19 protein-coding genes and 1 tRNA gene are annotated in these 23,805 nt (G+C 60.9%); 8 read left to right on the top strand and 12 right to left on the bottom strand.

Annotated elements, in window-relative coordinates; translation table 11 throughout:
* Positions 1-112: 112 nt before the first annotated feature.
* Positions 113-1,375, bottom strand: coding sequence for a hypothetical protein (locus AC1Q61_RS10715; RefSeq protein ID WP_007728853.1), 1,263 nt, complete (start codon positions 1,373-1,375; stop codon positions 113-115).
* Between the two features lie 408 nt (positions 1,376-1,783).
* On the opposite strand from AC1Q61_RS10715, the gene AC1Q61_RS10710 reads away from it, so the two are divergent.
* The 6 genes from AC1Q61_RS10710 to AC1Q61_RS10685 all read left to right on the top strand — a co-directional run bounded on the left by AC1Q61_RS10710 (position 1,784) and on the right by AC1Q61_RS10685 (position 7,413).
* Positions 1,784-3,076 (top strand): glycosyltransferase family 4 protein, encoded by a 1,293-nt coding sequence (locus AC1Q61_RS10710; protein ID WP_492650976.1) that lies wholly within the window; start codon positions 1,784-1,786, stop codon positions 3,074-3,076.
* Between the two features lie 83 nt (positions 3,077-3,159).
* Positions 3,160-4,197: a GDP-mannose 4,6-dehydratase gene (gmd, locus tag AC1Q61_RS10705; protein ID WP_007728857.1), complete on the top strand. Its 1,038-nt coding sequence runs from the start codon at positions 3,160-3,162 to the stop codon at positions 4,195-4,197.
* Positions 4,194-5,174: a GDP-L-fucose synthase family protein gene (locus AC1Q61_RS10700; RefSeq protein WP_007728859.1), complete on the top strand. Its 981-nt coding sequence runs from the start codon at positions 4,194-4,196 to the stop codon at positions 5,172-5,174. The genes gmd and AC1Q61_RS10700 overlap by 4 nt, the downstream gene beginning before the upstream one ends.
* Positions 5,171-5,707, top strand: coding sequence for a DapH/DapD/GlmU-related protein (locus AC1Q61_RS10695; RefSeq protein ID WP_042920924.1), 537 nt, complete (start codon positions 5,171-5,173; stop codon positions 5,705-5,707). The genes AC1Q61_RS10700 and AC1Q61_RS10695 overlap by 4 nt, the downstream gene beginning before the upstream one ends.
* Positions 5,704-6,825, top strand: coding sequence for a glycosyltransferase (locus AC1Q61_RS10690; RefSeq protein ID WP_042920927.1), 1,122 nt, complete (start codon positions 5,704-5,706; stop codon positions 6,823-6,825). The genes AC1Q61_RS10695 and AC1Q61_RS10690 overlap by 4 nt, the downstream gene beginning before the upstream one ends.
* A 33-nt stretch (positions 6,826-6,858) precedes the next feature.
* The gene (locus AC1Q61_RS10685; protein ID WP_007728868.1) at positions 6,859-7,413 is read left to right on the top strand and encodes a YdcF family protein; all 555 of its coding nucleotides are present in this window, start codon (positions 6,859-6,861) and stop codon (positions 7,411-7,413) included.
* 14 nt (positions 7,414-7,427) lie between these two features.
* Here AC1Q61_RS10685 and AC1Q61_RS10680 read toward each other — a convergent pair whose 3' ends face one another.
* The 11 genes from AC1Q61_RS10680 to AC1Q61_RS10630 form a co-directional block, all read right to left on the bottom strand.
* Complete coding sequence (locus AC1Q61_RS10680) at positions 7,428-8,909, bottom strand: sugar transferase (RefSeq protein WP_042920929.1); 1,482 nt, start codon at positions 8,907-8,909, stop codon at positions 7,428-7,430.
* A gap of 318 nt (positions 8,910-9,227) precedes the next feature.
* Positions 9,228-10,064 carry a nucleoside triphosphate pyrophosphohydrolase gene (locus tag AC1Q61_RS10675; protein ID WP_030536281.1) on the bottom strand — a complete coding sequence of 279 codons (837 nt, stop codon included), beginning with the start codon at positions 10,062-10,064 and terminating at the stop codon, positions 9,228-9,230.
* A gap of 7 nt (positions 10,065-10,071) precedes the next feature.
* The gene (mfd, locus tag AC1Q61_RS10670) at positions 10,072-13,698 is read right to left on the bottom strand and encodes a transcription-repair coupling factor (RefSeq protein ID WP_003946285.1); all 3,627 of its coding nucleotides are present in this window, start codon (positions 13,696-13,698) and stop codon (positions 10,072-10,074) included.
* Between the two features lie 128 nt (positions 13,699-13,826).
* A complete protein-coding gene (locus AC1Q61_RS10665; RefSeq protein ID WP_042920932.1) occupies positions 13,827-16,412 on the bottom strand; it encodes a glycosyl hydrolase 2 galactose-binding domain-containing protein in 2,586 nt (861 codons plus the stop codon).
* 2 nt (positions 16,413-16,414) lie between these two features.
* A complete protein-coding gene (locus AC1Q61_RS10660) occupies positions 16,415-17,401 on the bottom strand; it encodes a DUF1839 family protein (RefSeq protein ID WP_003946304.1) in 987 nt (328 codons plus the stop codon).
* On the bottom strand, positions 17,401-18,357 hold the full coding sequence (locus AC1Q61_RS10655) for an amino acid--[acyl-carrier-protein] ligase (RefSeq protein ID WP_054781160.1): 957 nt from the start codon (positions 18,355-18,357) through the stop codon (positions 17,401-17,403). The genes AC1Q61_RS10660 and AC1Q61_RS10655 overlap by 1 nt, the downstream gene beginning before the upstream one ends.
* Positions 18,354-19,544 (bottom strand): acyl-CoA dehydrogenase family protein, encoded by a 1,191-nt coding sequence (locus tag AC1Q61_RS10650; protein ID WP_042448906.1) that lies wholly within the window; start codon positions 19,542-19,544, stop codon positions 18,354-18,356. Before AC1Q61_RS10650 ends, AC1Q61_RS10655 begins: the two co-directional genes overlap by 4 nt.
* On the bottom strand, positions 19,541-19,783 hold the full coding sequence (locus tag AC1Q61_RS10645) for an acyl carrier protein (RefSeq protein WP_003946296.1): 243 nt from the start codon (positions 19,781-19,783) through the stop codon (positions 19,541-19,543). The genes AC1Q61_RS10650 and AC1Q61_RS10645 overlap by 4 nt, the downstream gene beginning before the upstream one ends.
* Positions 19,776-20,222 carry a holo-ACP synthase gene (locus tag AC1Q61_RS10640; RefSeq protein ID WP_003946314.1) on the bottom strand — a complete coding sequence of 149 codons (447 nt, stop codon included), beginning with the start codon at positions 20,220-20,222 and terminating at the stop codon, positions 19,776-19,778. Before AC1Q61_RS10640 ends, AC1Q61_RS10645 begins: the two co-directional genes overlap by 8 nt.
* Before the next feature lie 286 nt (positions 20,223-20,508).
* Entirely contained in the window at positions 20,509-21,150 is a 642-nt protein-coding gene (locus tag AC1Q61_RS10635) for a ScbR family autoregulator-binding transcription factor (RefSeq protein ID WP_003946317.1), read from the bottom strand.
* Between the two features lie 189 nt (positions 21,151-21,339).
* Positions 21,340-21,993, bottom strand: coding sequence for a TetR/AcrR family transcriptional regulator (locus tag AC1Q61_RS10630; RefSeq protein ID WP_003946303.1), 654 nt, complete (start codon positions 21,991-21,993; stop codon positions 21,340-21,342).
* 154 nt (positions 21,994-22,147) lie between these two features.
* Between AC1Q61_RS10630 and AC1Q61_RS10625 the strand changes: the two genes are divergently transcribed.
* Both AC1Q61_RS10625 and glmU read left to right on the top strand, forming a co-directional pair.
* A tRNA-Gln gene (locus tag AC1Q61_RS10625) sits at positions 22,148-22,218 on the top strand.
* 76 nt (positions 22,219-22,294) lie between these two features.
* Positions 22,295-23,746, top strand: coding sequence for a bifunctional UDP-N-acetylglucosamine diphosphorylase/glucosamine-1-phosphate N-acetyltransferase GlmU (glmU, locus tag AC1Q61_RS10620; RefSeq protein ID WP_076948394.1), 1,452 nt, complete (start codon positions 22,295-22,297; stop codon positions 23,744-23,746).
* The last annotated feature ends 59 nt before the right edge of the window (positions 23,747-23,805 follow it).

Genomic DNA, 23,805 nt, shown 5'->3' with positions numbered 1-23,805 from the left:
GTCGGTCGGCTCAGTCCACCTGAAACAGTCTATAGGATTGTTTACTGCGAAGTAGCCGGGGTTGCCTTCGTGCATTCCTCCAGAGAGAGAACCTCCTCCAGACGAACCTTCTCTAGTCGAAGTGCGAGCCAGTGTTGACCGCGATTCGAAGCCCGAGGTAGGCGGCCGCAGCGTTGACGGCCGAACGCATCTTCTCGAGATCGACGAAATTACCCGAATGGCTGTATGTACAGTCGGCGTAGCGGCCCGTCGTGCGCATGTTGGACGCGAGAACTGCCGGCTCGAGTGTCTGCATTCCCCTCGCGAACGCCAGATCACCACCACTGAACGCATGATCTCGATCACCGGGCACCCGAAAACACGACATTGTAGTTGCAAGCACCATCGGGGACGCCACGCCATCAGGGTCGGCCCGGGACCGACTATTGCGCCGTCCGACCAACTCCCCAGCAGCACGCCGGACGAGCGCCTCGCCGGAGCGAATCCTCGACCGAACCTGCGAAGCCACTTCGAGGGGACTACTAGCTGTCCAATCTGCCCGGAAAGGAATGTGACTGAACGCATTCCCCCCTGTCCTCGCCAGTAGGGGCGATGCCGATCGCAGGTCGACAACCACGTGATGAGTGACGTCGGGGCCGCACTCCAGAGCCGCGAGCACTGCGCAATAGAAATACACGGAAGGCACACGGGTTCCAGGTGCTGCAACCAAACGAACGGAGAGCCACCACCCGCGAACAGGTTCCGTGGATACGGCCGAGGACGAGATTGCGTTTCCCGATGCCCGCCGACTCACCACCTCACGCTGGAACATACTTGTACCACTGAGGATTCGCCTCAGGGACGTCGCGGCAATCAAGGGATTGGTCGACGCCATCAAAAGCCCGGCAGCAACGATCCGACGCTTCGACAATCTGCGCACAGCGGGAGAGCGCGGACCAAGCGCCGGATCCAGACCCGACAACGCAAGAAAGAGTCGTTCTGATTTCGGCATGAAGACCGTCTCGTCACCAAACATGTGTGAATAGATCAGGCCGATCATGTTGCGCGCAACGACGACAGTGATCTCGCGAGGGTCACTGAATCGTCGCGCATTGAAATACTTGAACAATGTCCGGTCGAATACCTCGACGCCTATCGCCGAAGACACGTCGGCCACGCGCATTCCTTCGACGGCACCCAGTCCGTGTAACGAGGCAGTAGGCGAACCCTCACCAGCGGTACGCATCTCGAAAATCAGGGGGAAGACCCCGATACCCGCTTCGAAAGTCTCCGAGATCCACTCGTTGACAACGGCTACGACACCAGCTCTATCGACTGGGCCGAAGGACTCCTGCGCGTGACAGCAGTACGTGCTTGCCAGCGGATCGACCTTCACTTCATCCCTCCACGATCACGTGTGCCCGAAATTCAATCCTCACCGACCAATTTCCCTTCGTTCGCGGCAAAACAACCGTGCGCCGGTTTCAGCGAGTTTGCAGAACCTCCGAGGGAACCCGCGGCCGGATCGAAATCTCCGCCTTCCGCCAGTGCGCTCCGCCACATTCGAAATTGCCCAACGAGGCCAGTCCATCCATCACCCTGTTGCAACCTGCTGGTTAACACTACGCGCGCACAGGCTCGCCTCCATCTGATGCAGCAACATCGCTCCCGGCGATCGAAGCACGACATGAGACCAGTTGATAAACCGTGGAAATAGGGCTTAAATAGCGTAAACCAAACCATTTGACTGTTTGAAGCGCAGTTTACCAACTGGAGGTTCGTCATCAGCACCCAGATCGACCAGATGCACGACAAACCTGGTGACGTCTCCGCGACTTTCGAGTTATCCAATCGTGGTCCCGTCGAATCGCTGAACATCACGATTCTCGGCATCAACTACGCGCCGGAAACCACGGGGATAGCCCCGTACATGACGGACCTTGCCGAGTCCCTCGGCGAGCGCGGGCACAAGGTGCACGTCGTCACCGGGTACCCACACTATCCGGCGTGGGAAATCGACGCTTCCTACCATGGACGGTCGATCGACGAGGTCGTGAACGGCGTTCACGTTCACCGACGCCGCCACTTCGTGCCCAGCCCACCGAATGCCTTGGGACGAATCAAGATGGAGCTGAGTTTCGGCGCACGTGCCGCCAGTTCCGGATGGAACACACCTGACGTAATCGTGTGCACCAGTCCGGCATTGCTGGCCACTGCGATGGTCCTCGGACGTGCTCGGCTGACACCCAAACGTCCGGCCATCGGGGTCTGGGTACACGACTTGTACGGTCAAGGCGTCGTGGAGACCGGTGCGATGACAGGCCGCAGTGCCCGCGCAACGTCCAGGCTCGAGGCGGCTGTCGTGAAGTCCGCCGACGGAATCGCCGTCGTCCATGACCGTTTCGTCGACCATGTCGTCAACGAACTTCACGTCCCACGCGAACGAGTCACAGTGGTTCGGAACTGGACGCACGTGACGCCGATCGATGTGGACGATCTCACCGCCGCACGCACCAAATTCGGTTGGTCGCCTGACGAAACCATTGTTCTGCACACCGGAAACATGGGCGTGAAACAAGGTCTGGAAAATGTCGTCGAGGCCGCTCGACTCGCCGACGAGCAGAGTCTGCCAATCCGATTCGTTCTGGTCGGTGACGGCAACCAGCGACCGAACCTCGAAGCCGCGGCAGTCGGAGTCGATCGAATCGACTTCGTCCGCCCACTCGACGACCAGGATTTCCGCACTGCCATGGTCGCCGCCGACGTTTTACTGGTCAACGAGGCACCCGGGATCGTCGGGATGGCAGTGCCGAGCAAGCTGACGTCGTATTTCAGCAGCGGTACCCCGATTGTCGCCGCAACCGATGTGGCATCTACGACTGCCGACGAGATCCGTGCCTCCGGTGCTGGGGTCGTCACTCAGAACGGTGATCCCGCAGGCCTGCTCTCTGCAGCCCTACAACTCGCGGGCGACGCGGAGACTTCCGCCAGACTTGGTGCCGCCGGGGTCCATTACTGCGCCACCTCGGTTGGCAAAACCGCGTCCATCGACAAATGCGAAAAGTGGATCCGCGAGCTGGTGGCCGGCCGCAGTTAGTACGCGAGCCGCTCGGAACAAAACCTCACACATCTCGACTCGGATCTGAAGACGACGAACATAGACAAGGCAGCTGACGCTCGATGACCAAACGCGCACTCATCACAGGGATCACCGGACAGGACGGTTCCTACCTGGCAGAACTGTTGTTGGCCAAAGGTTACGAAGTTCACGGATTGATCAGACGCGCATCAACTTTCAACACGTCACGCATCGATCACCTCTATCAGGACCCTCACGAACTGGGCGCACGGCTGTTCTTGCACTACGGTGACCTGTCCGACGGCGCACGACTCGTCACGCTCCTGTCGAAGATCGCACCAGACGAGGTATACAACCTCGCTGCGCAGTCGCACGTGCGGGTCAGCTTCGACGAGCCCGAACACACAGGCAACACAACCGGAATCGGGTCTATTCGTTTGCTCGAAGCAGTCCGCATGACGGGATTGCAGTGCCGCTTCTACCAAGCTTCGAGTTCGGAAATGTTCGGAGCCAGTCCGCCTCCACAGAACGAGGACACCCCGTTCTATCCGCGGTCGCCGTACGGCGCTGCAAAGGTGTACTCGTACTGGGTCACCAGGAACTATCGCGAGGCCTACGGAATTCACGCGGTGAACGGGATCCTCTTCAATCACGAGTCACCCCGCCGCGGTGAAACATTCGTCACGAGAAAGATCACGCGTGCAGTCGCGCGAATCCAGGCCGGGATCGAAGATTCCCTGTACCTGGGCAATTTGGACGCGGTCAGGGACTGGGGCTACGCACCCGAGTACGTCGAGGGTATGTGGCGGATGCTTCAAGTCGACGAACCAGATGACTACGTGTTGGCCACTGGAGGAAACTTCACGGTCCAAGATTTTGTCGTGGCCTCATTCGAACATGTGGGTCTCGACTGGCAGAAGTACGTCAAATTCGATCCTCGTTACCTTCGCCCCACAGAGGTGGACGCTCTGGTCGGCGATGCAGGCAAGGCCGAGGACAAACTGGGCTGGAAAGCGACAGTACAGACCCCAGAATTGGCTCGAATCATGATGGACGCCGACATCGCAGCATTGGCGCATGCCGGCACACCGTGGATCGACACGCCGCATCTCCCTGATTGGAAGATCTCGCTCTCATGATCACAACGAAATCGATTGCACCTCTTGATCGCAGCGCCCCGACTTACATCGCCGGACACAAGGGACTGGTGGGATCCGCGCTCTGGCGCAAGCTCGAACAGAGTGGCTTCACCGACCTGATCGGCCGCACATCTGCCGAACTCGATCTGCGAAACCGAGCAGACGTATTCGCCTTCTTCGAAGCCGCCAAACCGTCGTGCGTCGTCTTGGCTGCCGCGAAGGTCGGAGGAATCGTCGCGAACAACACGTATCCGGTCGATTTCATCTCCGACAACCTTCAGATCCAGACCAATGTGCTCGACGCAGCGCTGCGGCACGGCGTGCGCCGATTGCTGTTCCTCGGGTCCTCGTGCATCTACCCGCGCCTGGCGCCACAGCCGATCAGAGAAGATCAATTACTGAACGGCCATCTCGAACCGACCAACGACGCATATGCGATCGCCAAGATTGCGGGAATCATCCAGGTCCAGGCTGTTCGTAGGCAGTTCGGGTTGCCCTGGATCTCGGCGATGCCGACAAGCCTGTACGGACCCGGCGACAACTTCTCGGAGAATGTTTCGCACGTACTTCCTGCGATGATCCGCCGTCTCGACCAAGCCAAGAACGAGGGAATTGAATCAGTCACAAACTGGGGTTCGGGGAGCCCACGTCGAGAATTCCTCCATGTGGACGACTTGGCCGATGCACTCCTTCACCTACTTGACACCTTCGACGAGTCCGGGCATGTCAACGTCGGTACCGGTCACGACGAAACCATTAAAGAGCTCGCAAATATTGTGGCCGAAGCAGTGGGATATGAAGGCCGAATGGACTGGGACACAAGCAAGCCCGATGGTGCACCGCGCAAACTACTCGACGTGTCCACATTGATGGCCACCGGTTGGAAACCACAGATCTCAACCCGCGAGGGCATCGAGTCGACCGTAGCCTGGTATCGCGAGCACGTACGGGATTCGTCTGCAGCGGTCCGACTGTGAGCACAAACCGCACTCTGTCCGGGTTCACCGGTGCAGGATACGACAAGGGACGCGGCCCGCTGGTCCAAATCTCCTGGCTCGCGATTTCCGGTGTGCTGCTTTCTCATTGGTGGTGCCCCAATGGAGTACGCGTTGCAGTTCTCCGGCGGTTCGGTGCCGACATCGCCGACGGGGTCCTGATTCGACACCGCGTCCGTATCCACTGGCCGTGGAAACTGACGGTCGGAGCAGACTCGTGGATCGGCGAGGGAACATGGATACTCAATCTCGAACCCGTCACGATAGGGGCGAATACGGCTATCTCGCAGGATGTCCTCCTGTGTACGGGCAGTCATGATCACCGAAGTCCCACATTCGAGTTCGACAATGCTCCCATCGTCATCGGTGACCAAGCATGGATCGCCGCCCGTGCGACGATACTCCGCGGTGTAACGATCGGGGACAACGCAATCGTCGGCGCGACGGCTTTGGTGACGTCCGATGTTTCCGCCGGAGCCACGATGTTGGCGCCACGGGCCGGCGCTGCACGATGAAGATACTGCAGATCGTCACTCTCTTCTCACCGGACGCCGCCTACGGAGGGCCTATCAGGGTCGCCCTAAATCAGTCGAAAGCATTGCAGGACAATGGGCATGACGTAACTATCGCCGCGGGTGAGCGTGGATACGCGGTGCCACCGACACGCGAGCAGGGTATCGCTCTGCAATTGTTTCCGGCGCGAACCGTGATCCCCAAAATCGGGTACGCGGGAATCGGCGCGCCGTCGATGCTTGTGTGGCTTCGCAAGCACGTCCGAGAATTCGACGTCGTGCACATTCATCTCGCGCGTGACCTGGTGACCCTTCCTGCCGCGAAATTGGCTCTTGCATACGGTATTCCAGTTTTCGCACAAACTCACGGGATGATCGACGAGACAGACAAATTGCTGGCAAGGCCGTTGGACGCTGCTTTCACGATCCCGGTCCTCAAACGAGCACGGACAGTGTTCTATCTGACCGAACGAGAGCACACAGACCTGCAGTCTGTTGTCGGAGACAGTCGCGTCAACTTGGTGGAACTCAACAACGGGATCCCCGAGGCCGAAGACCTCGAGTCACGGCCAGTCAACAGTTGCGACGCGCCCGAGGTCCTCTACCTCGCACGACTACAGGCAAGAAAGCGACCCCAGGTCTTCGTCGAAGCCGCAAAAGAGTTGTTGGACAGCGGACACACGGCGCGCTTTTCGATAGTCGGACCGGATGAGGGTGAAGCAGAAGCCGTCAACCGAATGATCGAACGCTCCGGACATAGCAATTGCATCCAGTACGAAGGCCCACTACCGTTCGACAAGTCTCCCGAACGATTTCGTCAAGCCGCTGTATATGTCTTGCCCTCCGTGAACGAACCGTTCCCGATGTCTGTACTCGAGGCGATGGCCGCTGGACTACCCGTAGTCGTCACCGACACGTGCGGCCTCGCACCACTGATCCGGGATGGTCGGTGTGGCCTCGTGACCGATGACGCCACCGAATCAGTGACCGCGGCGATCTCGTCGCTCTTGAAGGATCCCGTCGCCGCTGCAGAGATGGGCGCCCGCGCGCGAAATGTTGCTCGCGAACGACTAGGAATGCCTGCCGTTCGTGCGGTGCTCGAAACCCAGTACGGGCTCTGAGCGGCTCCCACATCTGCACTACAGGAAGTAATTGTGAAATCCACTCGCCCCAAGGTCCGTCGACGCGTACTCGTTCTCAGCGGGATTGTCGGCGGACTTACTGCAATCACTGCCGCCGGCTGGCCGGTCTACGTCGATCCGGTGATCGACACACCCGAAATGGCCGACGCGATAGTTGTTCTCGGCGGTGATCACGACGGCAGAGAAGAATACGGACTGTCCTTGGCCGAGCAGGGCTACGCGCCCCAGATCATCTTTTCGAATCCGTATCGAAGCAATGATCCGAGGATCACCGCAATATGCGAGGGAACCTACGACTTCGAGGTCAGCTGTTTCAAGCCAGATCCGTCGACCACGCGTGGTGAAGGACAGGAGATTCGGCGTCGCGCCGAGGCACAGGGATGGAAGCGTGTCATCGTTGTGACCTTCGTTCCCCATGTCTCTCGCAGTCGCTACATCATCAACCGTTGCTGGGACGGTGACATCGACGTCGTCGCGGACCCCCGACCACTTCCGGTCTGGGTCTGGGCCGCGAACTATGTGTGGCAAACCGCCGGGTATGTTCGCGCCCAGTTCCAGGAATGCTGACTGCCTCTGTCCGGTCAGTACGCTCCGTCGCTCCTGAGCACTGCGGATACGGTCCTGGTGATGATCGAGATATTCTGCGCCGCAGACCAATTCTCCACGTAGGAAGAGTCGAGACGAACAGATTCTTCCCAGGAGAGATCACTGCGACCACTTACCTGCCAGAGACCGGTGATGCCAGGCTTGACCAGCAGGCGCCGGGCAACCTCGTCGTCGTACATCTCGACCTCGCGACGCAATGGCGGCCGTGGGCCGACAACGCTCATCTCTCCGCGAATGACGTTGAAGAACTGCGGTAGCTCGTCGATACTCAATCGACGAAGGATCTTGCCGACGGACGTGATTCGTGGATCCTCACGCATCTTGAACAACACACCTCCGGCGCCTTCGTTGTCCCCCATCAGATCGACAACCTGCTGATCGGCGCCTTCCACCATGGTACGAAACTTGAACATGGGGAACGGTTTCCCGTTGAGGCCGATGCGTTCCGCCTTGTAGAACACCGGGCCTTTCGACGTGAACTTGACTGCAGCGGCAGCGGCGAGCATGACCGGCGCCACGAGGAGGATCATCAGCATCGAGAACACCGCGTCGAACACAGCGGGCGCAAGCCGGTTCGCGCCCTGGTAGCGCGGCCGCGCAACGTGAATCAACGGGAGTCCCGCCGCAGGGCGAAACATCAAGCGAGCCTTCGACACATCGGCCACGACCGGTGAAACCACCATGTCGACGCCCTCGGCTTCGAGGTCCCACATCAGTTTGCGAATGCCCACCTGTCCGAGGTCTTCGGTCCCGGTTACGATGACGGTGTCTGCGCCACTTGCGCGCATCGCCTCGACTACCTCGAACTCGTTGCCCATTACCGGGACTGCTGCTCCGTCGACTACGATGTGATCGTCCAACGCGGTCGCCCGACGCGGAATGCACGCTCCCACAACGTCGTAGCCTGCCGAGGATTCCCGCACGAAGGCACGCGTAGTAGCAACGACGGACGCATGTCCACCGACCAACAGCACCGAGTTACGGCAATCCCCGATCGCACGCTTCTTTCGAATGTCGCGTCGCCAGAGGTAGCGTCCGAGAAGCAGCGCAGCGAGTCCGACGGGCAGTGCGATCATGAGGTAGCTTCGCGCAATTCCCACGCCCAGAATGATCCCGGCCAATGCGCCTACTCCGAAGACCTGGCCGGTAGCGAGCAGTACCTTCTCGTACTCGTCACTGCCCTCGCCCAGCATCGCCTGATGACGGCTACGCCCCCGTGCGAGGGCGATCATCCACAGTCCGCCCAACGCTGCAGACGCGATCACTTTAAGTGGTGTCAGCCACTCGATGGGATGCGGCCACATACTGCCGATCTGAGCGAGTGCGATCACGAACAGGACCGTGATCGAATCGCTCACTGCGATCCGCTTCCGGTATGCCCGGCGCCAGTCTGTTCCGACATGAGCGGAATCCTGCGATACCGCCGACCGGCTCTCCACCTCAGCATGAACGCTCATTTGCCATCAGTCTTTCTTGTCATACGAACGGCGTCAGCGGATCGAACGGCTTGGGGGATCGCTGATCGGTAGCCACCGCGAGCGTCCAGGTACGGCAACACCCCGCCGGTTGCCGTACCTCGCTGCTCGCAGTGCAGAAATGAACCGTCATCGGACCCCCTACATAACCGCCGATCAAAGGCCAATTCATGCAAGAAAACGACCCAGTGTTGCTCATTTCGTACGTAAACATACCTTAGGTTTGTTTCAACTGCACTCACCAAGCCCAAGCTATTTTCCGATTGCCAGGTAATTACCGGGCAATTACGTCAAAGTGGGCTAATCCTCCACGTCTTCGAGACGTCTTCCCTCACGAATCCGAATGTCGGCGATCAGCATGTCCAGGGCGCCCAGGAGTGCAGTGTCGGCGCGTCGGCACTGCTCGATCAGAGCTTCCAGATCAGCTTCATCGGCGCTTTCGATCACACCAGCTTTGGCGGCCCTGCTCAGTACTTTTTCGGCGAGGAGCAACGGCGGCTGCGACCGAGCGATGCCGTCCATGGATGACGCGCGAGCCTTCTCGGCAGCCTTCAAAGCGTCCCACGCCCGCTCTTGCTCAGCGATGTCGACCGCCCCGGAACTGACCAGGTGCGGGCTGCGGTGCACGAGTTTCGCGATCAATGCACCGGCCACGTCGTCCAATTCGAAAACACCGTGTGCTTGAGCGATCCGCGAGTGGAACAACACCTGAAGCAACAGGTCTCCGAGTTCCTCCCGAAGATCGCTCTCGTCGTCGCTTCGAATCGCGTCGAGTACCTCGTAGGTCTCCTCGACGAGGTAAACGGAGAGGCTCTCGTGCGTCTGGGTCGACTCCCAACCGCCGCGATTCCACAACCGGTCCATGATCGACGCCGCTTCCACCAGTCGATCGCCGTGAATGGGTTCGGCGCGAATCATCTTTACCCCAGCGGCAGACAACGCCGCGATCTTCGGCTCGGCGGTGTCCATCATCACAGTCACCGCGGCGCCGGGTGTCGTGGCCGGCAGTGCACCGCGTACCGAGTCGGGGACGTCCGGGTCGATATCGATCGCGCCGGACAGGAACGGGAGCGCCTCCAGCGGAAAGACATGCGGCCGCAAAGGATCGAGCAGTACGACGACGGGCGATTCGTTCACCGTGTGCTCACGCCTCGACCAGGACGGCACCGGCGGCGCGCCCGTCAATCGCCAGGATGAAGTCCGCGATGTACTGGAGCAATTCGACGTCCCGCAGGCGATCCGAGCCGACTCCGCCGGTGCGAGGCAGCGGGAGTTGCACGAGCCCGGTCGTTGCCCGGTACTGCGCGCTCGGATAGATCCTCTTGAGCCTGATCTGTTTGGAATCGGGCAGTGACATAGGCGAGATCTTGAGCTGAGTTCCGGTGACGGCGACTTCCTCCAGTTGATACTCGCGGCAGAGCAGTCGAAGCTTGGCCACCGAGATCAGCCGTCGAACCTCTTCGGGCAGTGGGCCGTAGCGATCGACCAGTTCTTCGACTACGGCAGCGATGCCGTCGGAATCAGTTGCCGCAGCGAGCTTGCGGTACCCCTCCAACCTGAGCCTGTCACTGGTGACGTAGTCGGGCGGGATGTGCGCGTCCACCGGTAGGTCGATCCGGACTTCCTTCGTGCCCTCGTCCATTGTGATCGGTTTGCCGTCGGCTGCAGCCCGGAAGGCTTCGACCGCCTCACCGACCAGCCTGACGTACAGATCGAACCCGACCCCCGCGACGTGGCCGGACTGCTCTGCGCCCAGAACGTTTCCGGCTCCACGGATTTCGAGGTCCTTCATCGCGACGGCCATACCCGCGCCGAGATCCGAATTCTGCGAAATCGTTGCCAGTCGGTCGTATGCCGTTTCCGTCAAAGGCTTTTCGGCCGGGTACAGGAAATAGGCGTATCCACGTTCACGACTACGCCCGACGCGTCCGCGAAGCTGATGCAACTGCGAGAGGCCCAGCGAATCCGCGCGTTCGACGATCAGTGTGTTCGCGTTCGAGATGTCCAGACCGGTTTCGATGATCGTGGTACAGACCAACACGTCGAAGTCGCGTTCCCAGAATCCTTGCACAGTCTTTTCGAGAGTGTCCTCGTTCATCTGACCGTGCGCGACGACGACGCGAGCCTCCGGGACGAGTTCGCGGATCTTCTTGGCTGCCTTGTCGATCGAGCTGACACGGTTGTGAACGTAGAAGACCTGACCGTCGCGCAGAAGTTCACGCCGGATGGCCGCGGCAACCTGCTTGTCCGCATACGCGCCGACGTACGTGAGGATAGGATGACGTTCTTCCGGCGGTGTGAGGATCGTGGACATTTCACGGATCCCGGCCATGCTCATCTCGAGAGTACGAGGAATCGGGGTAGCCGACATCGTCAGGACGTCGACGTGGGTGCGTAGCGCCTTGATGTGTTCCTTGTGCTCGACTCCGAATCGCTGTTCCTCGTCGACGATCACAAGCCCGAGGTCCTTCCAGCGAATACCGGTCTGCAGCAACCTGTGAGTACCGACGACGATGTCGATCTCACCTTCCGCCATGCCGGCGATGATTTCCTTCGAGTCCTTGGCGTCGGTGAACCGGGACAGCCCTCGCACCTTCACCGGGAACGACGCCATTCGTTCGGTGAAGGTCTGAAGATGTTGCTGTGCAAGCAGAGTCGTCGGCACCAGCACCGCCACTTGCTTGCCGTCCTGCACTGCCTTGAACGCGGCGCGGACGGCGATCTCCGTCTTGCCGTACCCGACGTCACCGATGACCACCCGGTCCATCGGAACCGGCTTCTCCATGTCGGCCTTGACCTCACTGATAACGGTCAACTGGTCGATCGTCTCGGTGAACGCGAATGCGTCTTCGAGTTCCTTCTGCCACGGTGTGTCCGGGCCGAACGCATGCCCGGGAGCAGCCTGACGCGCTGCGTAGAGCTGAACCAGCTCGCCCGCGATCTCACGAACTGCCTTGCGGGCCTTACGCTTTGTGTTTGCCCAGTCGGATCCACCGAGCTTGCTCAGCGCCGGCAACTCCCCACCGACGTATCGGGAGAGTTGATCGAGCGATTCCATCGGGACGAACAGACGATCGCCCGGATGACCGCGCTTGCTCGGCGCGTATTCGATGACCAGGTATTCACGACGCGCCCCACCGATGGTGCGTTCGACCATTTCGACGAACCGGCCGATACCGTGCTGATCATGCACGACCATGTCCCCTGCCGACAGCGCGAGGGGATCAACCTGATTGCGGCGCTTGGCCGGCAAGCGCTTTCCGTCGCCGACCGCGGCAACGCGGTTGCCGGTCAGATCGGACTCGGTGACGATCACCATCCCAGGCGTCGAGTCGTCGCCGGCGAGTACCAGTCCGTCGTGCAGTGATCCGCGGAGCACCGCGACCTGTCCACGGGCGGGGGTAGCGCCGGCATCGAGCATCTTGGCGGGCACTTCGGCTTCACCGAGTCGCTCCACGACGCGGCTTGCGGTTCCGGCACCTGCCACCACGATCGCCGCGCGACCGCCCGTGCTCACGTGCGCCCGAAGGCTGACGAACAGCTCGGCCAACAGGTCGTCGGAACCGCGCACCTGCGGTGCCGCATGCACCGGGAGTTCGAGTTCTTCACCGTTTCCCGACGCCAGCGGGCTGACTGTCCACCAGGGTCTGCCGGCAGCTTCGGCAGATTCGCGAACATGACGAAGCGACCGGTACGCGGAGGCACCGAGATCGACTCCTCCGCCGTTGAGGATCGACGTGTCGAGGGGTGCAGCGCCGCCGATCGACGCCGCCGTCCACGATGCTTCCAAGAATTCCTGGCCGGTGCGCACCAGGTCGGTGGCGCGGGTGCGCACCTTTTCCGGATCACACAGAAGAATGTGCGCCCCTTCGGGAAGTACATCGGAAAGTAGCTGCAGTTCACCGGGTTTGAGAACCGGGAGCAGAGCTTCCATCCCCTCGACGGGGATACCTGCCGAGATCTTGTCCAGCATCTCGACCAACGACGCGTCAGCCTGGTTCTCAGCAGCGAGTGCGGCAGCTCGATCACGAACATCAGCTGTCAAAATCAGTTCACGACACGGCGGCGCGATCACGGAATCGACGTCGACGTCCGCTAGCGAACGCTGATCGGCAACTGAGAAGTAGCGAAGCTCCGATACCTCGTCACCCCAGAATTCGATACGGACCGGATGATCCGCCGTCGGCGAGAACAGGTCGAGAATGCCACCACGGACCGCGAACTCACCACGCTTTCCCACCATGTCGACGCGGCTGTACGCCATCTCCACCAGACGAACCAGAACGGAATCGAAATCGATCTCGGTGCCGACGCGCAACGTGATCGGTTCTATCTCGCCCAGGCCTGGCGCCATCGGCTGAACGAGAGAGCGCACCGTGGTGACGATCACCCGAAGAGGCGATCCGTACGAGGCGTCGTCTGGTCTGGCGAGTCTGCGCAGTACCTCCACCCGTCGCCCAACGGTATCCGCGCTCGGCGACAGTCGCTCGTGCGGCAATGTTTCCCACGACGGAAACTGCGCCACTCCTCCACCGAGCATCTCGGTGAGTTCCGAAGTGAGATCGTCGGCTTCACGACCGGTGGCCGTCACCAGCAGCACCGGCGTGCGAGCGGCGAGTGCAGCGGCGATGAACGGTCGAGCCGGCTTCGGAGCCACGATGTCCAAGGCGGCCGAGCCGATGGATTCGATCACCGGAGTGAACGCGGCATCTGCGAGGGCGACCTCGGCGAGTCCAGCGAGCGCAGTCTGGGCAGAGGACAAGGAAGTCAACGAACGCGCTCCTGAACAGTGATGACGGGTTGCGGACGCACAGCCCGAGCGCAATATCCCCACCGAGGCAGAGTTGTGCGCCGGTTCGATTCTATCGGTGTGAGATCTCGCAGCGCAGTCCGATCCGTTCAGTTTCCCGTAGCACTCGTCTTCTTCGACGTCCGCTTGGACGGCGAGGATTGTGTGACCGGAGTGATCGGCGGCGCCACGGCCGCACTCACGTATGAGTTGAGCGCCCGAACGCGACCGATCACCTTCGTCGCCTGACCGGTTCTCCGTAGACGTACAGTCCTGCGACCGTTCGGCGCGAGGTGGAACCAGGAGTCTTCGGGCTCGAAGCCCTGCAGTTCGAGGGCAACGTATTGGGCGGAAGCATCCGTCGAGACGTCGACTACCCACTCTTCGTCACCGACGTTGCGCGCTGTGGCAACAAGTCCGACCGATCGCTCGCGAGGCCGCGCCGAGCCACCCAGGAGGTGGACCACTTCGTCCACCATCTCGCCGTCTTCGTCTTCGAGTGTGACGGTGACGGCGTCGTATGTCCGCGCCCCGAACCGAAAGACGTGAGTGAGGTCGGTGAAACGGCCGACAAGGCTGTCCACGGACCAGGTCAGACTTGAATGCGCTTCCACCTTGACCGGTAGCGCGACGTCGACCGGGACGACACCTGACCGACTGTGCGCTCGAAACCTGATCTCGCCGACGACAGGTTCGGCGGTCTCGTTGATCGCGTCGAGCCTCAATCCGTCCATACCGTCGTCCGTGACGAGGAGCGCGATCGGTTTGGCGCTCCTACGGAGCACGAACCACGGAGCTTTGGGGCTGCCGCTCCAATCGAGGACCCCCCATCCCGGTCCGGGCTCCAGGTCTCGCAGTGCGAGTGTCAAGGCGCCGTCGCACCGAGAGTCCGGGCGACGCCAGTATCCGAGCGTCGATGCGAACGCCTCACATACAGCTGCTCGCCCCAGGTCGAGATAGCGTTCCGGGTCGGACCACCGGACTTCACGAGCGTCTTCGCCGAAAAGCGCGTGGACGTAGTGGTCCCGAACATCCTCGAAATCCCACGACGATCCGTTGTCCCGAGGCACCGCGGCTTTCCATGCCGGGTGGTGCCCCGCGACGGCGAGTGAACCGAATTCGTTCTCGATCACCGCATTCGACGGTGGAATCGAAAATGCCAATGATTCGGTCGCAAAACGTACTCGCGCGCTGAGCACGTCGGCCAGTGGACGACGATAGGCACCCACCCCGAAGTAGTGAGCGACCCCGCTTCCGACATGCGTTGCCAATTGCTCGCCCCCGCGAGGCGCCGAGGGGGACGACGTCACGTACTCGAGTTCGGGTGCCACCGTCGAGATCAACTCCGGCAGTCTCGAATGAATGAGCGGGATGTGTTGATCGACCAAGCCCAGCATGGTCGGCTGCTGTTCGGTCTCGCTGCCGCCGCAGAAGACTGCCAAAGCGGGATTTCCGCGCACTCTGTGCAAGAACTCGGTGACCTCGGAGGCAACGAGTTCGAAGAATTCGTCGGTGTCGGGCGGATCGAGCGTCGCCAACATCATGTCCTGCCACACGAGAATGCCCAGACGCGCGCATTCCTCCCAGAAGTGGTCGCTCTCGTAGACCATCGTCCCCGGGATTCGAATCATGTTCAGGCCCGCCTCTGCCAGGCGTTCCAAGACACGAGTGGTGCCGGCGTCGCCTTGAAGCGAGATCGGGTCGGTCGGCACCCACACCGAACCACGGCAGTACACCCGGATGCCGTTGACATACAAACGGAATCCACCATCGGATCTGTCGACCTCCACCGTCCGGAAGCCAACTGAACCGAGATGCTCGGAGACTCCGAGCGCTTCCATCGTCACCCGATAAGTGCGCGGGGTGCCATGAGTGTGCGGCCACCACAACTGCGCGTCCGGCACTTCGACGACGCCGGACACCTCGAGAAATCCATCCGGTCCGGCGGATACAGCCAATTGCCGCGAGTGATCGCCGACGCGCACGGTCACGTACTCCAGCGAGGCCGGCAATCCGGTGAGCCGAGCACTGACGGCAACGCGACCGGTTGTGCCGTCAACACTCGCATGCTTGACAGCAGAAACTACGGCGGCAATCCCCTTGTCCAACAAGCGGATACCCCGCCACGGACCCACCGGTACCGGTACACCACTGAACACGGGAGCCATACCGAGCATCGTGGTTCGGATCCACCGAAGACCCTGTTCACGGACCATCGACGAGCGCCAACGCCCTCGGGGACGCCTCGATCTCAAAATCGCGGAGAGAGAATGAAAATGAACAGCCACCTGGACACGTTTACCAGCTCCGACTCCGGCCGGAATGATCACTTCCCCAGGTGTGAACATGGATTCAGTGGACGCGACACGGACACCGCCGATCCAGACATCCGCAAACGCCGTCATACCGTCGAACTGGAGCAGCCACGACCCCTCACCGGTCGTGGCCACGGTAGTCACGAACCACCAGTCCGACGATGAAACGGACGATTCTGAAACAGACGACGACGAAACGGACTTCGTGCGTCCGGCGTCCGTCTGCGCCGCACGTAACGCACCGACGACTGTTCCAGGCACGGACGCTGCGACCCACTCGGTCACGGCTTCGAGGGCATCCGGGTCGGATATGGATCCGGGTTCGGTTGCAGCGCATCGCCATATCGCGCCGGCCAGCAGGTCTGCTGACGAACGAGGCACTGTTAGACCAACCTCAAGTGTCGATGCGAGTCGACGCCGACTGTGTCGGCAACGATTTCCATCGCCCTCTTCCACGACACGGCCATCTCGTCGAGTTGCTCACGCGGGTCCACCGCGCGGCCCCTGGAGGCACGCGCCATCTGAAACTGCACGCTCTTGGCACCGGATGCCACTTTGCGGAAATCTGGCGCAGCTTCGCCTGTCCCGGAGAAACCTGCAGTGTCCAAGAACTCGCTGGCGTCGGCAGCCAGCTCCGCGCTGGCCCCGCACTGACGAAGTAGCCCGAAGGACCAGAGGTGAAAGGCATCCATACCCGCCCCCTGCACCCATTCGAGGTCGTCGATCACCTTGCGTCCCAGCTCTCGCACGGGATTACCCACCGCTCGAACCGCTACATTCCGCCGAGCCACTTCGGCGATGTTTCCGGCGTTGGTCGCGTGAACCGGATTCAACCTGATCTGTTCGACGTAGGGCACGAACGAAGGAAGTGAGGAACGATCGAGATCGAAGACGCCGGAGAAATCGTCGCCTCGCAGCAAGTAGTACCCGCTGTTGTGAAAGTACTCGAGCTCGCCGGCAACGCGATCGATCCGATTGGGCACGATCGTGGTCTTGGTGTGCCCCTCGTGATAGCTCGTTCCAAGAGTATCGGGAAGCCAGTATCCGTCCACTTCAACCGTCGACAGCATCCCAACCGCGAGGTTGTCCTCGACATGGATCAGCGGTGCCCGCCAGACGTTCATCTCGGCGACTTCGATTCCGTACAGCGCGTAGATGTCCTCGGCCTTGAGCTTGAGGAACGTCCACTGAGTCCCGTCGAACCGCGATGAGAAGGCACATGCCAATGCCGGGACGGGGTCCAATCCCAGCGAATGCAACACTTCGATCCACAGATCCGTGTAGCAGTTGGTCTGCGCCCACACGCGGTCGTCCTGATGCAACGAATGGGGCCTGTAGCGATCAGGTGAAATGTCGATGAGCCGTGACATCAGATGCCCATTCGTTCACGAACGGAGGTTGGCCATGCAGCCACGTCAAGACCATGAGTCCGCAACAAGGACAACGCGATTCGCTCCATCCCGAAGCCGACGCACGAGCTGTGTGCCACCTCCCCCTCCGCCGTTCGGATGTCGAAGTTGACACCGAAATGGTCGAGATGGTTGTTCGAGGACACGATCGCCGTGCCCTCGTCGAGATCTCCGTAGAGCCGAACCGTCAGTTCCGTCTTGAGATTCTCTTCACGCTGGTTGGCTGCAAGCATCTTTCCGGCGCGCCCGAAGAAGGGATCATTGGCGATCACCGGGGTAGCGTCGAGTTCGAGCCGGCCGAGCACCTCGAGCCCCCGCTCGATCCAGTGCTCGCGATGCGCTCGCGCTGCCGCGGCGTCACCGATCGTCACGAACTCGTGCATCCGAAACGCCTGCATGCGAGCCGGATCGATGGCCGGTTCGTGCCGGAAGCAAAAACCGTAGATGTCCAGCAGCACTCCGCCTTCGGGGAGAACTCCGGTATACCGCGCATAGGCAGGATGGCACGCTGCGGACACGAGCATGGTCTCGGTCGGCTCGAGGTGGCGGTCCCACGATTGTCCGTCGGCGCGATCGGCCAGCAGTCGCGCGTGATCGCGATTGGAACCGGCGAAGGTGTTGATGGCGCCGGTGAGGTTGGGAAACGAAGCGATGTAGTCGGTGCGCTCGAAACTGCTCCGCGGGAACACCGGCGGGAACCGCAGCCGAGTCGCGGCGTCGCCTGGCCCCGCTGCAATCACCACTCGGTCGATACCGTCGACGATGTCCTCGAACACTCCGGAACGCCCGTAGAGTCCCGGCACCTCCGTCTCGACGAGAAGTCCTTCGACGAGCAGTTCACGTTGAAATGCAGCCCGGGCCCGATCCAGATCGGTCTCGCCTGTCACAGTCTCGGTCGTCACAGTCTCGTTCGTCATAGCGTTCCCCGGTATCCGATAGCCATGTGCGCTGAACCTGCCATGATTCGATCGTTGTTCACCATCACCGCTGCGCCGTGCGCGTCACGAAGGTGCCGACCGAGCGAGAATTCGGTGTCCTCGCGATATCCCGAGATTCCACAGATCAACATTGTCTGCCCCACGATTTCCACCACCGCTGTCGACGCTGTGACTTTCAGGTTGTTCATTGCGAGCGAAAATCCCACCGCTCCCGTCGCCTCGAAATCGGCAACGCCTTCCTCCGCGTGGACTGCGCGGTCGTACCTGCGTGCAGAGGCGCCGACGAGATCGGCGAATTGTTGTGCCGAAGCGGCAACTTCGGCGAGCCGCAGCGCTCCGGGGGAAGTGACCCCGGGCTGCTTGCGGGCGGCGGCACGCACGTACTTGCGCGCCTTCTCGACTGCAGCGTCGGCAATTCCCAACCACACCGAACTCCAGACGACGTGCGAGACCGGAAGCATCGTGTGGGTGGAGATATCGGAATACGGTACGTCGGCGACCATCTCCGGCGTCGAGGTGGCCCGAAGGATGTAACCGAGACTGCAAGTTCCCCTCAGCCCCAGCGTGTTCCACTCGGTGGTGCGTTCGAGCGTCAGGTCTGGGGTACGACACACCACGAGAACCTGATCGTTCGGCTGACTCTCCGGTGTTCGCCGAGCCGTCACGACTATCGCGTCGGAGTGTTCACCGTACGAAATGACAGGCGCGTTCTTGATCAACAGCAGGTGACCGCCCAAGTCTTCCACCGCGCAGTAACTCCGGCTGACGTCACCACCGATTCCCAGCTCAGTGGTTGCCGATGCCAACAGCAATTGCTTGTCGACCGTTTCTTCGACAAACTCGCGTAATGCTTCGGTGTTGCCGTGCTTGACCAACGAGTATATCTGCGTCTGATGCATCGCGAAAATCATTCCGCTTGCTGCACAGCGTGTTCCGATCACACGGGCGATCTGCGACACTTCCTGCAGCGAGAGCCCTTCGCCGCCTAGTTCCCTCGGCACAGCTACGGACAGCAGCCGTTCGCTTCGCATGGCGTCGACAGCTTCACGCGGAAACCTTGCTTCTGCATCGACTTCGTCGGCCCACACTGCTGCAACTTCGTCGGCCAACCGTGCGGCCCGCTCGAGGGCCGTTCCGGTGGAGCACTGCGATTGCGGAGCGTTCATGCAGCACCCAACTCCGTCAACGCACCCTCGATCGCCTTGACGCTTGCGAAAGTACTCTTCCGCAACAACTCGTCAGGGAACTCGATGTCGAACGAATCCTCCAGCGCCAACATGACATTCACGCTCGCGTGCGACGTCAAACCCAACTCGTAAAGATCGGCCTCTCCGTCGATCGTGCTCACGTCGACTGCCAGCCGACCGTGCTCGACGAGCACTTTCCGAATTGCCTGATCAATCATCAGCGATGTCGTCCTTCTTTTCGATGCGAGCGCCCGAGCGTGTTGCGATCACCATTGCGATGGCCACGTCCGCTTCGTGCGAGATAGATACTTGAAAATCGTGCAGATCCTGGGCCCGCGCGAGTTCCGCGGCATTACCGGACAGTGTCACCCCACAGCCACCCCACTCGGCCCGAGTGATTTCGATGGAACTCCACGGAACGGGAACGTCACCAGGCCGCAGTACCTTCACCACAGCCTCTTTGGCGGCGAAACGTGCAGCCAATCGTTGATCCCGCGCCGGCCCGGCGCACGTCTGCAATTCGTGCGGGGTGAAGGTCCGATCGAGATACCTCCGCCCGAAGAGTTCGATACTTCGAGTGACATCCACGACGTTCACTACGTCACAGCCGATCCGCGGGCCGATGTCGAGCATCGGCGTCGGCGCAGTGTCACCCATCTGTTGACTCCCCATCTGGGGTCGTACACGCCGGGCAGCCCCCTATGCTGCCCGGTGCGCCGACGCCGTCACCCTGCCCTGACAAACCTTCATTCTCAGCAATTCTTCAGCTACCGATAGAACATACCGCAATCCGAAGATTGACGGCAAGATCGGACTTCCAGATTCCCATCAACACTATAAACATACTCTCAGTTTGTTTCGAATGCAGAATAAAGAGAACAATGTCCCTACCAGGACATTTGCAGCAAATTGACCAAAGGAGCAGTGCGGAGAGCCAGTGATTTCAGTGATCACTGGCAAGGCGACGGGCCGCGAATTGCCTGAAGTACTCCACTTTCGATTCCGGGACCACGATCGGAAGTATCAGATTCCACGATGCCTTCATGGAGTCCGAAAGCTCACGAACGGTCCCGGTCGCGGCTGCCATCAGCCGAACTCCCGACGCAACTTCCAACAGGAAACGAGCAATGTCAGCAGAATCCGCGTCCGAACGCAGATCACCTTCGTCGGCGGCACGGCTGGCAAGTTCACGGTAAATGTCGAGCCACACGTCCAGAGTCGCCGGCCCGGAGCCCCGGTAGTCCCCGATCTCGACCAACAAGCGGAACGTCGCTCTAACCATGGCGTCATGCGCACCGATGTCGACGATGACCGACGAAATACCGATCAGTGACTCGAGTGCGGGAGTTCGACGGTCCAACCAGAGCTCACATTTTGCGTCGAAACGTGCCGAACCCTCGTCTATCACCGCCCGCGCGAGTTCTTCCTTGGACCCGAAATGGAAGTACAGGGCGCCTTTGGTCACCTGCGACTCGGCGATGATCTCGCTCAAGCTGGCATTGGCATAGCCCAGGCGCAAGAACACACCCGCTGCTCCGCGCAGCACCGAATCACGGGTGGCTTCTGCCCGCTCTTGCCTCACCATCGATCCGGCCTCCAATCACCACACATCGAACGAATTCTTGGTCTTACCCGTTCACAGCGTCAAAATGGATGGCACGGTTCGGCATTCAACCCACCCTGCAAACAAATGAGACATTTGCCCATCAAACGATCGTGATACAGCGAACACAGCTTAGACCGCGATCCATCTCTGCGCGGCAGGCGCGCCTGGTTAACCCTCCAATTGTGGATCGGCTTCCAGATTCGTCAGCCCATTCCAACACAAATTCACGAGGTGAGCGGCGACAACTTCCTTCGACGGAGTCCGTTCGTCGAGCCACCAAGTAGCCGTAGTGGACACCATGCCGACAAGCGCCTGTGCGTACATCGTTGCTAGTCCGGGGTCGAAACCGCGTCTGGAGAAGTCCCCCGCCAACAGGTAGCCCACCTGACTGATCGCATCGTTGAGCAAGCTCGAATATGTCCCACTGGGCGCGACAACGGACGAATCGCGCACGAGTATCCGAAATCCGTCGGTGTGCTCTTCCACGTAGGTGAGCAAAGCCAACGCAACCCGCTCGACTCGAACTCTCGAGCGATTTTGTGAGAGCGAAGACGTGATCATCTCGAGGAGTCGCGACATCTCCCGGTCCACTACGACGGCGTACAGCCCCTCCTTGCCGCCGAAGTGCTCGTACACGACAGGCTTGGACACGTTCGCGCGCTGGGCGATCTCCTCGATCGAGGTCGCTTCGTATCCCCGTTCGGCGAACAATGCCCGCCCGATCTCGATCAGCTGTTGCCGACGTTGGGTACCGGTCATCCGGATCCGTGTCACTCGTTCGGGAACTGGATCCCCGCCACCCGAACCGGACACCGTCGCCATTGTCTTCCTCTCGCCGACACACAAATCACTGCTGTGGACGCTCAGCCTATCGGGACTTCAGGGGCCCGATCGGAGGAGCGGTTCGACCTACGGCGGGTCGGCATGCGATTATTCTTTCGCGCGTTCGGCCGCAAGGCTCGGCAATGCGTGGCAATCCGCCGTGGTGTAATGGCAGCACCTCTGATTTTGGTTCAGATAGTTCAGGTTCGAGTCCTGGCGGCGGAGCTGGTGAACAACATGCTTTCCCGAGCGGAATGTATGTCTTGATCGACAGTTTGATCGACAGAGGGAGCTCAAACCAGTGCAGACCGCCGTGATCGTTCTCGCAGCGGGTGCCGGTACACGAATGAAGTCGAAGACTCCCAAGGTCCTCCACACTCTCGCCGGACGCAGCATGCTGGCACATTCGCTTCACGCGGCAACCTCACTGAATCCCACGCACCTGGTGACCGTCGTCGGTCACGATCGTGAGCGTGTCACCGAAGCCGTGAACGCAGTCGCCGGGGAACTGGACCGTTCCGTCACCGTCGCTGTTCAGGACGAGCAGAAGGGCACCGGGCACGCTGTCAGTTGTGGGCTCGAGGGGTTGCCGGCCGACTTCTCCGGGACCGTACTCGTCACAGCCGCCGACGTGCCTCTGCTCGACGGAAAGACCATCGCAGACCTCCTCGCCCAGCACACGGCTGCTCCCGCGGCCGCGGTGACGGTGTTGACGTCGACGGCCGTCGACCCCACCGGCTACGGGCGAATCCTTCGTACGACGGACGGCGAGGTGAACGCCATAGTCGAGGAGAAGGAAGCCACCGATTCGCAGCGCTCGATCACCGAGGTCAATTCAGGGGTCTACGCCTTCGACTTCGAAACTCTGCGCGACGCGCTGGCGTCCCTCGACTCCAACAACGCACAACACGAGTTCTATCTCACCGATGTGATCATGATCGCCCGTCGCGCGGGCAAGCGTGTTCGTGCTCAGCACATCGCGGATTCGGTTCTCGTCGCGGGCGCCAACGATCGCGTGCAGCTCTCGACGCTCGCCCGCGAGATGAACCGTCGGATCCTCGAGAAGTGGATGCGTGCCGGCGTCACCGTCGTCGATCCTGCGAGCACATGGATAGATTGCGACGTGCACGTCGCACAGGACGTGACGCTCCTGCCCGGAGTTCAGTTGACCGGCACAACCTCGGTGGGCGAAGACGCCGTGATCGGCCCGGATACCACCTTGGACAACGTGACCGTCGGTGAGCGCGCAGTAGTCGTCCGCTCGCACGGGACCGACTCCGTTGTCGGCGCGGACGCGGCTGTGGGCCCCTTCGCCTATCTCCGGCCTGGTACCCGCCTCGGGGCACACGGCAAGATCGGCGCCTACGTGGAAACCAAGAACGCGGATATCGGCGAGCATTCGAAGATTCCGCATCTTACCTACGTCGGCGACGCCACCATCGGCCATCACAGCAATATCGGAGCTTCGAGCGTCTTCGTCAATTACGACGGGGTGAACAAGAGCCGTACTGTGGTGGGGTCGCATGTCCGAACAGGCTCCGACACCATGTTCGTCGCCCCTCTCGTCGTGGGAGACGGCGCATACACGGGTGCGGGCACGGTCTTGAAGAACGACGTACCGCCTGGGGCGCTCGCCGTCTCGGGTGGGGTGCAGCGCAACATCGAGGGCTGGGTCCAGAAGAATCGTCCCGGCACACCCGCGGCCGATGCCGCTGCAGCAGCTGCACAACCTGACGGCCCTGCAACAACCTGACAGCCCTGCACAACAGACAGCACAGATCACCACCAGATCGACCGGCAAGTACAAAAGGA

Source organism: Rhodococcus sp. MPR-R1B (assembly GCF_058793255.1).
Note: the sequence above shows the minus strand (reverse complement) of the source record. Positions and strands in the feature narration are given on the sequence as shown.